Source organism: Jeotgalibacillus sp. JSM ZJ347 (assembly GCF_044383825.1).
Lineage (GTDB): Bacteria > Bacillota > Bacilli > Bacillales > Jeotgalibacillaceae > Jeotgalibacillus.
In genome coordinates, this window is sequence record NZ_JBISEN010000001.1 from 28,792 (window position 1) to 42,070 (window position 13,279).

Here is a 13,279-nt window from a genome sequence, read left to right on the forward strand (position 1 = left end):
ATTTTGAAATATAAAACATTGCAACACCCGCATAATATTAAACCAAATATTAAGAATCCTCCATCTTCTTACCAGTATATTGTATTTATACATATTACCCGGTAAAATAATTTGGTATACGAAATATAAATGAAAAGAGGGACAGCAGTGCCGCGTGCTTTGTGGTTTTTAGTGATTGGGATGGCAATCAACGTAACGGGGGCTTCTTTTTTGTGGCCGTTAAATACAATTTATATCAGTGGAGAGCTTGGGAAGTCACTGACCACTGCCGGACTGGTGCTGATGGCAAATGCCGGTGCGAGTGTGCTTGGCAATCTGCTTGGCGGGGTGCTGTTTGATAAAATCGGCGGCTACAGATCGATTATGTCCGGTATTATTATAACGCTCACTGCAGTTGGCGGTCTGATGATCTGGCATGGGTGGCCTCATTATGTTTTCTTTATGATTTTTATCGGTTTCGGTTCAGGAATTGTTTTTCCTTCTATGTATGCCATGGCCGGTTCTGTCTGGCCGGAGGGTGGCAGGAAAGCGTTTAATGCGATTTATCTTGCAACAAATATTGGTGTAGCAGCAGGTGCTGCCATGGGAGGATTTGTAGCATCATTTTCGTTTAACTATATATTCATTGCCAATTTTGTGATGTATGTCATTTTCTTTTTAATTGCACTACTAACTTATAAAAATATTGAGCTTCAACCGAACATTCAGACGAGTGTACTGCAGGAGCGCGGCCGGGTTAAAAGTAAGGCTGCTTTTACATCATTACTCATTTTATGTGGAGCATACCTCCTGTGCTGGGTAGGGTACGTTCAGTGGCAGTCGACGATCGCGGATTACACGCAGCGGATCAACATTCCGCTTGAACTTTACAGCGTGCTCTGGACTGTCAATGGACTGCTGATTGTAGCAGGTCAGCCTTTAATCAAACCCATTGTAAAGCGGTTTGAGCATAATTTAAAAATTCAGATGGCAATTGGCACAGTGATTTTTATGGTTTCTTTTGCTGTCACTGCGTATGCAGGGAGCTTTCAGGGCTTTCTTGCAGCCATGATTATTTTAACGATCGGTGAAATGCTGATCTGGCCTGCGGTACCGACAATTGCAAGCAGACTGGCGCCAAAAGGACGTGAAGGTTTTTATCAAGGCGTCGTGAACAGTACAGCAACCGGCGGACGGATGATTGGACCGCTTCTTGGCGGGATCATGGTTGACCTTTACGGGATGACACCTTTATTTTTCCTGCTGATCGGATTGCTGGTCATTTCGATTGGGATTACGTTTATTTATGACCTTCCGCTAAAGAAAAAAGAAGTGGAAGCGGCTGCTTAAAAATACTTGCAAGCCCGGAGTCAATTGAATACAATAGAAAATAGTCATCATAAACTAAGACGTTGAAAAGGATTAGTAACAGAAAGCTGCTGGAAAAAGAGAGTCTGCATTTGGTGAAAGCAGACCAGCCGCACTGTGAACTCACCTTTGAGTCGATTATGCGAAACAGAGTAGCATGATCCGTTTTCCGCGATAAGGACTTGAGCGCGTGTACACGAATTTGGGTGGTACCGCGGGAGTGTATAAGCACCTCCCGTCCCATGATTGGGGCGGGAGTTTTTTGTTTATTAAAGGTAATTTTTTACATTAGGAGGAACTGGTATGAGCTTTGATCATAAGGTGATCGAAAAGAAATGGCAAAAGCACTGGCTTGAAGAAAAAACGTTCAAGACAGACGAGGATTTTTCAAAAAAGAAATTTTACGCACTGGATATGTTTCCGTATCCATCCGGTGCGGGTCTTCATGTAGGACACCCGGAAGGCTATACAGCAACTGATATTCTTTCACGCTACAAGCGTATGCAGGGATATAATGTCCTTCACCCAATGGGATGGGACGCATTCGGATTGCCTGCAGAGCAGTATGCGCTTGATACAGGTAACAGCCCGGCTGAATTTACAAAGAAAAATATCGATACATTCCGTCGTCAGATTCAGGAGCTTGGCTTCTCATATGACTGGGATCGTGAAATCAGCACGACGGATCCTGAATATTATAAGTGGACACAGTGGATCTTCCTGAAGCTTTATGAACAGGGACTTGCTTATGTGGACGAGGTAGCGGTGAACTGGTGCCCTGCACTTGGAACTGTTCTTGCAAATGAAGAAGTCATTGATGGTTTAAGTGAGCGCGGCGGACACCCAGTAGAGCGCCGTCCGATGAAGCAGTGGGTACTGAAAATCACTGCATACGCTGACCGTCTGATTGATGACCTTGAGGAGCTTGACTGGCCTGAAAGCATTAAAGATATGCAGCGTAACTGGGTTGGCCGTTCTGAAGGTGCTGAAATCACATTTAATATTGAAAACACGGAAGAAAATTTCGACGTATTTACTACGCGTCCTGACACACTTTTCGGTGCAACTTATGCAGTGCTTGCGCCTGAGCATCCGCTTGTTGATCAAATCACAACAGCAGATCAAAAAGGTGCAGTTGATGCTTATATTAATGAGATCAAGTCAAAGAGTGACCTTGAGCGTACAGATCTTGCAAAAGAGAAGACAGGCGTATTCACAGGTGCTTATGCGATCAATCCTGTTAATGATGAAAAAATGCCGATCTGGATTGCAGATTATGTACTGATGAGCTACGGAAGCGGCGCAATCATGGCTGTACCGGCTCATGATGAAAGAGACTATGAGTTCGCACAGGAATTCAACCTGCCAATCCGTGAAGTCGTTGAAGGCGGAGAAATCTCTAAAGAAGCTTACACTGGTGAAGGTAAGCATGTGAATTCAGGCTTCCTTGACGGTCTTGGCAAAGAAGAAGCGATCGCAAAATCGATTGAATGGCTTGAAGAAAAGAATCTTGGAACAAAGAAAATCACTTACCGTCTGCGCGACTGGCTGTTCAGCCGTCAGCGTTACTGGGGTGAGCCAATTCCGATCATTCACTGGGAAGACGGAACAATGTCAGGTGTACCTGAATCTGAGCTGCCGCTTGAACTGCCAAAAACAGAAAACATTAAGCCTTCAGGGACTGGTGAATCACCACTTGCGAATATTGAAGAGTGGGTAAACGTGACTCATCCTGAGACAGGTATGAAAGGCCGTCGTGAGACAAACACAATGCCTCAATGGGCGGGAAGCTGCTGGTACTACCTGCGCTATATCGATCCGACAAATAGTGAAGCATTGGCTGATCCGGAGAAAATTAAGCACTGGCTGCCTGTAGACATTTATGTAGGCGGAGCAGAGCACGCAGTTCTTCACCTTCTGTATGCGCGTTTCTGGCATAAAGTCCTTTACGATATCGGTGTGGTGCCAACGAAAGAGCCGTTCCAAAAGCTGTTCAATCAGGGAATGATTCTTGGTGAAAATAACGAAAAGATGAGTAAATCAAAAGGGAACGTTGTAAACCCTGATGAGATCATCCGCACACACGGTGCAGATACACTGCGCGTATACGAGATGTTCATGGGACCACTTGAAGCATCAGTTGCATGGTCTGAAAACGGACTTGACGGTGCAAGAAGATTCCTTGAGCGTATCTGGCGTCTGCTTGTTACAGACGAAGGCGCACTGACTGACAAAGTAAAAGATCAGCCGAATGAAGCACTTGAAAAAGTGTATCATCAGACTGTGAAAAAAGTGACAGAAGACATTGAAGGCATCCGCTTTAACACAGCGATTTCTCAACTGATGGTCTTTGTTAACGAAGCTTATAAAGTTGATGTGATCCCTTCAGAATACATCAAAGGCTTTGTTAAAATGCTGTCACCATTTGCGCCGCACCTTGCTGAAGAGCTATGGGAAAAAGTTGGAGAAGGCGAGCTGAGCTATTCAGCATGGCCAACATTTGATGAGTCCAAACTTGTCAGCAATGAAGTTGAGATCGTTGTCCAGATCAACGGAAAGCTGAAGAAAAAGCTGATGGTTCCGCGTGAAGCAAAACGTGAAGAAATGGAATCACTTGCAATGGAGCAGGAAGAAGTGACATCTGCCATTGAAGGGAAAACAGTCCGAAAAGTGATCGCTGTTCCTGGAAAACTGGTTAATATCGTAGCGAATTAACTGGTGTGATTGTTATAATCTAATTATGCTCAAAATGGAAAGGGTGGAGAACATGTCTGAATTAAACACAATTACTGCAAGTGAAGTACAAACGAAGCTTGAAGCAGGTGAAGATCTGAACCTGATTGATGTACGTGAAAATGATGAAGTCGCTGAAGGGATGATTCCTCAGGCAACTCATATTCCGATGGGAGACATTTCAATGCATCTTGATGAATTGGATCAGGATAAAGAATACATCGTGATTTGCCGTTCCGGCCGCCGTAGTGAAAATGTAGGCTGGTTCCTGCATGACCACGGTTATAAGGTAACAAATATGACAGGCGGAATGCTTGAGTATGAAGGCGAGACGAAGCCTAAAGCGTAAGATACAGTAAAAGCCTGGAATCTTTTTGAAGATTCCAGGCTTTTTTGCGTTTTATGGCCGGCGCGGCGGGTTTAGATGGTGACTTGTTTTTGGAAGTGAACCAGGTTCAATAAAGTTGGGTACAATCTTAGGTCAGATCCTGCACAAGGCTCCAATCCAATATTGACTCCGCCAGAAATTTAAACCGGCTCACCAGCTGCATTACTCCCAGCCAGTCTTCCTGTCACAAGCGCCGAAGTAATATTATATCCACCTGTATATCCATGAATATCAAGCAGTTCGCCGCACAGGAATAATCCTTCACACTTCTTAGACTTCATCGTTTTCGGCTCGATTTCCTTAATCGAAACGCCACCGCCAGTTACAAATGCCTTTTCAATGGACTGTGTACCGTTTACTTTCATTTCAAAAGCAGTCAGCAACCCGGCCATTCCTCGTATTTTCTCTGAAGAAATGGTTCCAGCCTGCTGATCCGGGTCAATGTCATTTAACTCCATGAGAAAATGAATATAGCGTTCAGGGGCAAGACCTTTCCAGACATTTTTCACTGCTTTTTTTGCGTCATCCTTTGCTATTTTGTTCAGCTCCTGAAAGACGCTTTCTGCATTTTGATTAGGCATGACATTAATACGGACTGATACCGGTGCACCTTTATGTTTTTTCATTTCTTTTACTGCATACTGACTGCAGCGCAAAATGGCAGGCCCTGATAGACCGAAATGTGTAAACAGCATATCCATCTGGTGCGTTACGATCGGTTTGCCATTTTTCTTCAGTACACTGACAGCCGCGTCGCGCAGGGCAAGGCCTTGTAATGATTTGTTTTTAATAAAAGGTTCACTTGAAAGGAGCGGTACTTCTGTCGGGAAAAGGTCGGTGACTGTATGCCCGGCTTTTTCAACCCAGGGATAGCCGTCGCCTTCTGAGCCTGTCTGAGGAACTGATTTTCCGCCAACAGCGAGCACAACTGAATCTGCAAAAATTTCCTCATCGTTTCTCGTCTTAATCCCGATCACTTTTTCATGTTCAATTAAAAGATCCCCGACCGGCGCATTTGTTCTGATCTCTACATTTAACTCACCAAGTCTTCTGAGCAGTGCATCCACAACAGATTGTGCTTTATTTGACACAGGGAACATTCTGCCGTGATCTTCTTCTTTTAACGCAACGCCGAGCCCTTCAAAGAATGCAATAATATCTTCATTATTAAAGACGGAAAATGCACTGTATAAAAACCGGCCGTTACCCGGAATATGCTTAATAATTTCATCGATTGGCAGACGGTTTGTCACGTTGCAGCGTCCACCGCCTGAGATCGCAAGCTTACGTCCAAGCTTTGTACCTTTATCTATTAAAAGAACGCGTTCTTTTTTCTCGCCGGCTGCGATTGCTGCCATCAGACCCGATGGACCGCCGCCGACAATGATTACATCATATTTCATTTATTTTCAACTCTTTTCTGCAATATGCATTTATTCTAACGCGGGAAACCCGACAATTCAATGTACTTATCATTGTCATTCATCCATTGGGGTAGTACACTCTAATATAGTGTCAAAATTCTTGTCAGATGATTAGGAAGTGAAGATAAATAGATGTCTACATCCACACTTGTCAGAGGTACGTTTATTCTGACGTTAGGTACTTTTATTTCCAAGTTTCTCGGACTTTTTTATGTGATTCCATTTAACGAACTGGTACGTGATGAGCCTGGTGCGCTCGCACTTTACGGATATGGATACATCCCTTATACGATTTTTCTTTCCATTGCGACTGCTGGCGTTCCGCTCGCCGTCTCGAAATTTATATCAAAGTATAATGCACTCGGTGAATATGAGGTGGGGAGGAAGTTATTCCGCTCCGGTCTGATTTTAATGTCTCTAACCGGGATTTTATCATTTTTAATTATGTTCCTGTTCGCCCCAGTTTTTGCTGAGATGGTCATTGCGTCAAATGATCAGGAGGTTAGTGTTGATCAGGTCATTTCAGTTATCAGGGCAGTGAGCTTTGCTTTAATTATTATTCCGGTCATGAGTTTGATCAGAGGGTTCTTTCAGGGCTATGAATCCATGGGACCTACGGCTGTATCGAATGTCATTGAACAGATTGTACGTATTGTCTTCCTTTTAGCAGGGGTGTACATTGTTCTGTTTGTGATGGATGGATCAATGACAGAAGCAATCGCCGTCGCCACATTTGCAGCTTTCGTTGGTGGTGTCGCGAGTCTTGCGTTGCTGGTTGTGTACTATCTGAAACGCAAGCCGCACTTGGATAAAATGAGTGCGACCGGTAAAAACGAAATGGACGTTTCAATTAAGGAAATGTATAAAGAAATTATTTTATATTCCATCCCATTCGTACTTGTCGGCGTAGCGAACCCGTTATTTCAGTTAGTTGATACACTTACATTTAACAGAGCAATGGTCTCGATCGGACTTGCAGCAGTATCAGATCTTCAGCTTGAAATACTGAATTTTACAACACATAAACTGGTAATCATTCCAGTGTCACTTGCAACAGCATTTGCGATGACGCTGATCCCGGTTATTACTTCCAGCTTTTCAAAAGGTAACTGGAGCAACCTGAACAGACAGATAGACCAGACGTTTCAGATCCTGCTGTTTCTGACAATGCCTGCAGCAATCGGACTGGCTCTGCTTGCAGAGCCTGCTTATACCGTGTTCTATGGTGCCGATCAGCTGGGTACCGAGGTGCTCAGAACCTATGCGCCGATCGCGATTTTATTTGCGATTTATACTGTAACGGCTGCCATGATGCAGGGAATTAATGAGCAGCGCTGGAGTGTGCTGAGCCTGCTTGTCGGTCTGCTTGTTAAATTGTCACTGAACATTCCGCTTGTTCAGATGATGGAAGTGCAGGGGGCTGTTCTTGCAACGAGTATCGGTTATGTTGCAGCAATTGTGATCAATTTACTCGTCATTAAATATTTTGCAGCTTATAAATACAGAATGGTTGTGAAACGAACGTTACTGATGCTGATCTTTAATGCAGTGATGGCTGTCCCGGTCCTGATCGTCTACTTCGGACTGGACCTGGTGATGAATCCTGAGAACAGATTACATGCAGTCATTATTTTAGCGGTCTGCGGACTGGTAGGCGCATTCGTCTATGCCGTATTAAGTATGAAATCACGTCTGGCTGACCGTCTGTTCGGTGACCGCGTGACACGTTTGCGTAATAAATTTTCTTAAAAAGGATGTTTCAAATGAGACTCGACAAACTGCTTTCCAATATGGGCTATGGCAGCAGAAAAGAAATGAAGAAATGGCTTAAATCAGGGGCTGTGACAGTTGACGGCAAGCCTGTTAAAGATGGCAAGCATCAGGTGAATCCTGAAAAAGACACTGTGCATGTGAATGGTGAAGAGGTACACTACCGTGAATTTATCTATCTCATGATGAATAAGCCGCAGGGCGTGATTTCAGCAACTGAAGATGGCATGCATGAAACGGTCATCGATCTGATTGATCCTGACTATCATTTATTTGAACCATTTCCAGTTGGTCGTCTGGATAAAGATACAGAAGGCTTTCTGCTCCTGACAAACGATGGCGGACTGGCACACGACCTGCTGTCACCGAAAAAACACGTTGCAAAAACGTATTTTGCACGCATCGCAGGAGAAGTCACAGAAGATGACATCAAAGCCTTCAAAGAAGGTGTAACCCTAGACGACGGCTATGAAACAAAGCCCGGAGAACTTGTCATTCTATCAAGGGGTGACACCTCAGAAATTGAGCTCACCATCACAGAAGGCAAATTCCATCAGGTCAAAAGAATGTTCCAGTCCGTCGGCAAAGAAGTCACCTTTCTCAAAAGACTTTCCATGGGCCCGCTGGAACTGGATCATGCCCTTGAACCAGGGGAGTACCGTGAATTAACAGAGGAAGAATTGATCAGCCTTAAACAGAGGTAATAGACTTTACCGGGTCGTTTTAGTGTATGATCCACTGAGCTGATCCTTGGAGCGGAGGGGGGAAGACTCCTGCGGCATTGAAGCGACAGGTGAGACCCCACAGGCGAAGCCGAAGAGGCTCACCGCGCGGCCGCGGAAAGGATTAGCGGTTCCGGAGTCTATATAGACACAAAACAAGAGCAGCGGAAATCCGCTGCTCTTTTATACGTTCAAATTATGAAATTTTAACTTTCTTTTCTGTCGTTGTCCATTTGCCCCGACTAGGACTCGTCACTAAATCGTTATAGGCTAACACATTCAAATCCCTTTGAATGGTGCGAGGTGTAATGCCGAATTCATCTACCAAATCATTTGTAGTCACTGTTCCGTTTTCTTTAATGAACATATAGACAGATTTGATACGCGTCAGCATTCTGTTCGTAGTTGGTTTCAAAAAACCACTCCCTCATCTTTTTTCCATGGCATTGACGACGGTTAACAGTGTGATCATTCTCAGAAGTAAAATTGGTGCCTGACGACAGCCCCTTTTCATTCTTTTTCGACAATCATTATTGTCTGACAATTTTATTGTACACCTCATTTAATTAAATTTCTACCCTTTTATACCCATTTACAAACTATTAACATATTAATTCAGAAATTGTTCGTCATTAAAATAGGCGGAAACTTTTCAGGCTGTCATCCGTAATAAAGGAAAAGGATGTGAGATCATGCTGAATGTACATATTCAATCAGGCAGTTACCAGCCGAATCAGCAGATTATTAATGAGATACATTTTGATTTGCAGCCGGGAGAACTTTTTATAATGATCGGGTCTAACGGTGCAGGGAAAAGTACGACGTTAAAAGCAATCATGGGTCAGCTCCCATTTTTAAAAGGGGAAGTAGTATTTCAAAAAAATATCCGTTACTCATTTATACCGGAGCGGCCTGTCTTTTATGACGAATTAACACTTCAGGAACATCTTCAGTTTATTGCTGACATTGAAGAAATACCTGAGTCAGAATGGAAGCCGCGGGCTGAAGAGTGGCTTGGGAAATTTAAGCTGACAAGAGTGCTTCACGAACTGCCGGGCACTTTTTCTAAAGGAATGCAGCAAAAAGCGATGCTGCTACTTGCACTTTTAACGAAGCCTTCACTGTGGATCATTGATGAACCTTTTATGGGACTTGATCCATCTGCTGTGAAGCTTTTTATGAAATTGATAGAAGAAGAGCGTGAGAGAGGTGCGGGGATTTTAATGTGCACCCACATTCTCGATACCGCTGAGAAAATTGGTGACAGGTTCGTTATTATCTCTGAAGGGACGTGTTCAGCATACGGTACACTGCAGAAAGTGCTCACTGATTACGGTGCGGAAGATTTATACGGCTGTATTGCGGAGGCTGAATAAAGATGAGCGGACTTCTGCGATCGAGAATACATAAAGATTTCAACTACCAGTACGGGATCATTAAAACAGCAATTGACTGGACGGTCATTGTCTATCTGATTTTGCCTGTAATCTTTTTCAGCGGTCTTTTTTACAGGTCACTCTGGATAGAGCCGCCTGGCTGGTTCAGCTGGTTTGACTGGAGGCTCGCCGCCCTTATGATGGCAGTGACGATGATTTCATCAAAATGGCGCACTTTTTTGTATGAGGCGGACAGCGTCTTTTTAATCAAAAGAAGAGCGCAGATTGAATCCCTTTTAAAAAAGAGCTTTATCTATAATCTGTTATTTGCATTTTTAGAGACCGGTGTGATAGTAGTTCTGCTGTTACCGTTTCTGGTCAACTTTCTTTTTGCAGACTGGATCCAGGTTGCTGCATTCTGGGTATCAGTCACAGTGGTAAAAGTCAGTGGAAAAGCAATGTTTTATTTTGCCTGGCTGCGATTTAAAGGGTGGCGAATAAGGGGTGTTGTCATTTCGATTGGCATTTTCATAATTGTGTTCACTATTTTTGTGACATGGCTCAGTTTGTCCATTCCTTTTGCAGCGGCATTACCACTCATTGGATTCATAATGATGCTCCCTGCATTACTGAAAAACAGCCTGCTGTCTCCTAACAGAATTCTCGATCACGGGATAAAAGAGCGCGGTTATAAAACAAGGTTTATTAAAAAAATATTTTCAATGTCATATGAAGTTGAAACGCCGCCAAAATCCAAAAATCGTTCCAAGCCATGGTTTTTCAGAAAGTCAGGGAGGATCTTTAAACAGCCAGGTCCGCAAAAAGCAATGGCAGAGCTCTTTATCAAGCACTATGCGAGAAACAGGGAGTATACTTATATCATTCTCAGACTCGCAGGTGCTGCAGGGGCTTCAGCAATTTTTGTGCCTTCTGGCTGGGCTTACCTGATCATTGTGGCCTTCCTTGCTTTCGGTACAATTTCTGTCAGTCAGCAGATGTGGGCTCAGCTGATTGATCAGCATGCGATCGGTGTGAAGTATAAAACGAAAGATGCCTACTTTAAAATTAAGCGTAAAACCAACATGATTTCAGTTGTCCCTTATATCGTTTTCTTACTGCTCTATTTCATCTGAATCAAATTTCATGGTGATTCCGTTGATGAAATGTTCTATAATAGGACCATTATCAAAGAACGGGGTGATTGCCGTGACGATCAGCTGGATGGATGAAGTGGATAAAAGGAAAGACGACATATTAAAAGAGCTTCAGCAGCTTATCGCCATTCCGAGCGTACTGGACGAAACAGACGCTACTGAAGAGGCGCCTCTTGGGAAAGAGGTTAAGCGCGCGCTGGAATACTTATTGAACGCCGGCAGAGCATCGGGTTTTAAAAGTAAAAATGTCGGTCATATCGCCGGACATCTTGAGATGGGAGACGGAGACGATCTTCTTGGGATCCTGTGTCATGTAGATGTTGTACCGGCAGGGAATGGATGGACTTTTCCTCCATTTGAAGGTGACATAAAAGACGGCAGACTTTATGGACGTGGCGCGATTGATGATAAAGGACCAACCATTGCTGCTTATTATGCCATGAAGATCATTGATGAACTTGGTCTTAAACTGGATAAAAGAGTACGGATGATTATTGGAACCGATGAAGAAAGTGACTGGCGCTGTGTGGATCATTACTTCAAAGAAGAGGAAATGCCGACAATCGGCTTCGCACCGGATGCAGACTTTCCTGTGATTCATGCTGAAAAAGGAATCATGGATGCGGACTTTCATCTGACACAATTTGATCCGGATGAGCATGCACCTAAAATTGAAATGCATACGTTCCACTCAGGCGAAAGATACAATATGGTGCCTGACTATGCAAAAGCAGAACTCACTGTCCATGCTGAGCAGACCTTTTTGCTGCAGGAGTACGAAGAGTTTTTAAAAGAGCAGGAGTTAGATGGTGATTTTTATGTGAAAAGCGGCTTGCTAACGATGGAGTTGCACGGGAAATCGGCACATGCAATGGAGCCGGATAACGGTGTAAATGCAGGTGTACTGCTGCTCAGGTTTTTAAAACGATTTGAGCTTGACGCCCGCTCAAAAACATTCGCCACTTTTGCTGACAAATACTTATATAACGGTTCAAGAGGGATCGCCCTTGGGATCTCAGGCAGTGATGAGATCAGCGGGGATCTGACCCTGAATACCGGCTTAATACGTTATTCTGAGAACGATGCTTATTTCGGCATCAATATCCGCTATCCGGTCACTTATGATATGGATCAGAAGCGGGAGTGGCTGACGGGTGAAATGGAAAACCATCATATTCGCATCGATGTGAAGGATGATTCAAAACCTCACCACGTCGATGGAAATGATTCATTTGTTCAGACGTTACTGTCAGTATACGAAAACCAGACCGGTGAAAAAGGGAAGCTGCTTGCAATTGGCGGAGGCACCTACGCCAGGTCTCTGGAAAAAGGTGTAGCGTTCGGCGCACTATTTCCAGGAAGAGAAGATGTTGCGCATCAGAAAGATGAATATATTGAAATAGAAGACTTACTGAAAGCCACGGCAATCTACGCAGAGGCAATCTATCAGCTTGCATGTGAAAAGTAATCATTGAGGGGGAGATCAGTTTGGGTACAATTCTTGTAAATGATCAGTTTTTAGACCGTGTGAATGGAACAGTGGATATTGAAGACCGCGGATACCAGTTCGGTGACGGCGTATATGAAGTAGTAAGAGTGTACGGCGGTAAAATGTTTACAGCTGAAGAACATCTGACAAGATTGTTCGAATCAGCAGAAAAAATCTTTTTGTCACTTCCTTTTACACTTGAGGAATTAACAGCAAGATTAGAAAAGCTGATGACAGATAACCAGCTTAATACAGGCATCATCTATCTTCAGGTGACAAGAGGTGCTTCATCAAGACAGCACCACTTCCCTGAAGAGCAGAATGCCGTTCTGACTGCTTATACAAAAGAAGTAGCACGCCCTGTCGGTGATATGAGCGCTGGCGTAAAAGCAATCACGACTCCGGATGTGAGATGGCTCAGATGCGATATCAAGAGTCTGAACTTACTCGGCAACCTTCTTGCTAAACAGGAAGCAGTATCAAAAGGCGGTTTCGAAGCCATTCTTCACAGAGATGAAACTGTCACAGAAGGGTCTTCATCAAATGTATTTATGATTTCTAACGATACAATGTATACACACCCGGCGACAAACCTGATTCTAAACGGAATCACACGCCGTGAAATCATTAAGCTTTGTGCTGATATCGGCCTGAAGGTGGAAGAGAAATCATTTACACTTGATGAATTATACAATGCTGAAGAAGTATTTATGGCAAGCACAACAGCAGAAGTCATGCCGCTGACATTAGTGAATGATCAGCAAATCGCTAACGGCGCACCAGGCAGCTGGACACGTAAACTGCAGGAAGCTTTCGAAGGTGCAGTTGAACAACAGTGCGGTGCATTGACAGAGACGATTACACTCTAGTATTGCT

At 43.8% G+C, this 13,279-nt stretch carries 11 protein-coding genes and 1 other annotated feature; of the genes, 9 read left to right on the plus strand and 2 right to left on the minus strand.

The window, feature by feature from the left end; all coding sequences use genetic code 11:
• The first annotated feature begins 147 nt into the window (after nt 1-147).
• The 3 genes from ACH6CZ_RS00165 (at nt 148) to ACH6CZ_RS00175 (ending at nt 4,429) form a co-directional block, all read left to right on the plus strand.
• A complete protein-coding gene (locus ACH6CZ_RS00165; RefSeq protein WP_374095382.1) occupies nt 148-1,329 on the plus strand; it encodes an MDR family MFS transporter in 1,182 nt (393 codons plus the stop codon).
• 53 nt (nt 1,330-1,382) lie between these two features.
• Nucleotides 1,383-1,593 (plus strand) — a binding site (T-box leader).
• Between the two features lie 57 nt (nt 1,594-1,650).
• Complete coding sequence (gene leuS / locus ACH6CZ_RS00170) at nt 1,651-4,062, plus strand: leucine--tRNA ligase (protein ID WP_374095383.1); 2,412 nt, start codon at nt 1,651-1,653, stop codon at nt 4,060-4,062.
• Nucleotides 4,063-4,114: 52 nt separating this feature from the next.
• On the plus strand, nt 4,115-4,429 hold the full coding sequence (locus ACH6CZ_RS00175) for a rhodanese-like domain-containing protein (RefSeq protein WP_374095385.1): 315 nt from the start codon (nt 4,115-4,117) through the stop codon (nt 4,427-4,429).
• A gap of 179 nt (nt 4,430-4,608) precedes the next feature.
• On the opposite strand, the gene ACH6CZ_RS00180 is transcribed toward ACH6CZ_RS00175, so the two are convergent.
• The gene (locus tag ACH6CZ_RS00180) at nt 4,609-5,871 is read right to left on the minus strand and encodes a BaiN/RdsA family NAD(P)/FAD-dependent oxidoreductase (protein WP_374095389.1); all 1,263 of its coding nucleotides are present in this window, start codon (nt 5,869-5,871) and stop codon (nt 4,609-4,611) included.
• Nucleotides 5,872-6,024: 153 nt separating this feature from the next.
• Here ACH6CZ_RS00180 and ACH6CZ_RS00185 point away from each other — a divergent pair, with 153 nt between their 5' ends.
• Together ACH6CZ_RS00185 and ACH6CZ_RS00190 are read left to right on the plus strand one after the other, a co-directional pair.
• Nucleotides 6,025-7,641 carry a putative polysaccharide biosynthesis protein gene (locus ACH6CZ_RS00185; protein ID WP_374095391.1) on the plus strand — a complete coding sequence of 539 codons (1,617 nt, stop codon included), beginning with the start codon at nt 6,025-6,027 and terminating at the stop codon, nt 7,639-7,641.
• A gap of 14 nt (nt 7,642-7,655) precedes the next feature.
• Nucleotides 7,656-8,366: a pseudouridine synthase gene (locus ACH6CZ_RS00190; RefSeq protein ID WP_374095393.1), complete on the plus strand. Its 711-nt coding sequence runs from the start codon at nt 7,656-7,658 to the stop codon at nt 8,364-8,366.
• A 214-nt stretch (nt 8,367-8,580) separates the two neighbouring features.
• Here the strand turns inward: ACH6CZ_RS00190 and ACH6CZ_RS00195 are convergent, their stop codons facing one another.
• Nucleotides 8,581-8,799, minus strand: a complete 219-nt coding sequence (locus tag ACH6CZ_RS00195; RefSeq protein WP_039810515.1) for a DeoR family transcriptional regulator — start codon at nt 8,797-8,799, stop codon at nt 8,581-8,583.
• A gap of 277 nt (nt 8,800-9,076) precedes the next feature.
• Here ACH6CZ_RS00195 and ACH6CZ_RS00200 point away from each other — a divergent pair, with 277 nt between their 5' ends.
• Genes ACH6CZ_RS00200 through dat form a run of 4 tightly spaced genes read left to right on the plus strand, consistent with a single transcriptional unit; the run spans nt 9,077 to nt 13,272 of the window.
• Nucleotides 9,077-9,760: an ABC transporter ATP-binding protein gene (locus ACH6CZ_RS00200; RefSeq protein ID WP_374095395.1), complete on the plus strand. Its 684-nt coding sequence runs from the start codon at nt 9,077-9,079 to the stop codon at nt 9,758-9,760.
• A gap of 2 nt (nt 9,761-9,762) precedes the next feature.
• Nucleotides 9,763-10,893, plus strand: coding sequence for an ABC transporter permease (locus tag ACH6CZ_RS00205; RefSeq protein WP_374095396.1), 1,131 nt, complete (start codon nt 9,763-9,765; stop codon nt 10,891-10,893).
• 25 nt (nt 10,894-10,918) lie between these two features.
• Nucleotides 10,919-12,382 (plus strand): dipeptidase PepV, encoded by a 1,464-nt coding sequence (gene pepV, locus ACH6CZ_RS00210; RefSeq protein WP_374095398.1) that lies wholly within the window; start codon nt 10,919-10,921, stop codon nt 12,380-12,382.
• 20 nt (nt 12,383-12,402) lie between these two features.
• Complete coding sequence (dat, locus tag ACH6CZ_RS00215) at nt 12,403-13,272, plus strand: D-amino-acid transaminase (RefSeq protein ID WP_374095400.1); 870 nt, start codon at nt 12,403-12,405, stop codon at nt 13,270-13,272.
• The last annotated feature ends 7 nt before the right edge of the window (nt 13,273-13,279 follow it).

What these genes read in the sequence shown, in the direction of transcription:
- leuS (WP_374095383.1), top strand. Translation starts at nt 1,651, where the DNA reads ATGAGCTTTGATCATAAGGTGATCGAAAAGAAATGGCAAAAGCACTGG.
- ACH6CZ_RS00175 (WP_374095385.1), top strand. Translation starts at nt 4,115, where the DNA reads ATGTCTGAATTAAACACAATTACTGCAAGTGAAGTACAAACGAAGCTT.
- ACH6CZ_RS00180 (WP_374095389.1), bottom strand. Translation starts at nt 5,871, where the DNA reads ATGAAATATGATGTAATCATTGTCGGCGGCGGTCCATCGGGTCTGATG.
- ACH6CZ_RS00185 (WP_374095391.1), top strand. Translation starts at nt 6,025, where the DNA reads ATGTCTACATCCACACTTGTCAGAGGTACGTTTATTCTGACGTTAGGT.
- ACH6CZ_RS00190 (WP_374095393.1), top strand. Translation starts at nt 7,656, where the DNA reads ATGAGACTCGACAAACTGCTTTCCAATATGGGCTATGGCAGCAGAAAA.
- ACH6CZ_RS00200 (WP_374095395.1), top strand. Translation starts at nt 9,077, where the DNA reads ATGCTGAATGTACATATTCAATCAGGCAGTTACCAGCCGAATCAGCAG.
- ACH6CZ_RS00205 (WP_374095396.1), top strand. Translation starts at nt 9,763, where the DNA reads ATGAGCGGACTTCTGCGATCGAGAATACATAAAGATTTCAACTACCAG.
- pepV (WP_374095398.1), top strand. Translation starts at nt 10,919, where the DNA reads ATGAAATGTTCTATAATAGGACCATTATCAAAGAACGGGGTGATTGCC.